The organism is Paramuribaculum intestinale (genome assembly GCF_003024925.1).
GTDB classification, from domain to species: Bacteria; Bacteroidota; Bacteroidia; order Bacteroidales; family Muribaculaceae; genus Paramuribaculum; species Paramuribaculum intestinale.
The window spans coordinates 1-1,119 of record NZ_PUED01000368.1 but is presented as its reverse complement, the minus strand read 5'-3'; the positions used below and the strand labels follow the sequence as shown (position 1 = coordinate 1,119).

Annotated in this window: 2 pseudogenes; both read left to right on the top strand. The window is 43.5% G+C overall.

Annotated features, from left to right (window positions below):
• Positions 1–100: 100 nt before the first annotated feature.
• Positions 101–850 (top strand): annotated as a pseudogene (locus C5O24_RS13625) (IS4 family transposase); the annotation flags it as partial.
• Between the two features lie 99 nt (positions 851–949).
• Positions 950–1,093 (top strand): annotated as a pseudogene (locus tag C5O24_RS13620) (IS4 family transposase); the annotation flags it as partial.
• Positions 1,094–1,119 lie beyond the last annotated feature (26 nt).

The window sequence follows — 1,119 nt, the reverse complement described above, 5'->3', positions numbered from 1 at the left end:
TGACTCTTTTGTGCCTACATAATCGGCACAGAAACATAAGCAATTGATTTTTAACGTTAATCTTTTCTAAATCTCAACGAGAATTTTGGAATACAACATAGAAGGCGGAATCAAGGTTCATACCGTCATACATGCCAACGAAGGTGTGCCGTCGGATATAAAGTTCACATCAGCGGCTACAAACGACTCATTCATGCTCAAGCCAACAACATTGAGTAAAGGCGACATAATGGCAATGGATCGCGCATACATCGACTATGAGAAGTTCCAACAACTGACGGAGCGTGGCGTAACATACGTCACCAAGATGAAGAAGAGCCTGAAATACAGCATATTGTCGGACACCATGTATCAGACTCCTGACGGACTGATGGAGGTCAGGATACAGCAAGTGGAGTTTGTAAAGCAGGTTAAAGGCGGAGAGGCCATTCGACATAAATCACGCATAATCACTTATGTGGATGTCAAAAAGCGCAGACTGATATCGCTGCTGACCAACGATATGGAGTCCGACCCGGAGGAAATCATCGCGATATACCGACAGAGATGGGAAATTGAGCTGCTGTTCAAGCAGATGAAACAAAACTTTCCACTCAAATACTTCTATGGCGAGAGCGCCAATGCCATCAAGATCCAGATCTGGATCACACTAATCGCCAATCTACTGCTGATGGTGATGCAGAAGGGGCTGAAACGCCAGTGGAGCTTCTCCGGGCTGGCAACAATGGTCAGAATTACCCTGATGTACTACGTTGACTTCAACAGCCTGTTTAACAACCCGGAAAAAGAGTGGGAAATCATCCTTTCCGAGGCCTCCGGAGCACCTCCCGAACCGTCATTGTTTGACTGAGGGGGCTTGTAAAATAAAAAAGAAGACTCGAACACCGTAAAATCAGCGTTCGAGCCATACTTTATTGCGCTATTTGAGTTTTATCGGACAGCAATAATAAATATTAAACCGATAAGGATTCTGAAGCATGGAAGAAAGGCAAAGTCGCTTGTTAAGTATGGTTTGGAGGAGATTTCAACAATACTTCTGCGTCCGACTTATACCCCAAAATTCGATGTTTTCAAATTTTTGTCATGTACTTAAGCTAAATGCATAGATAAGGATTTTAT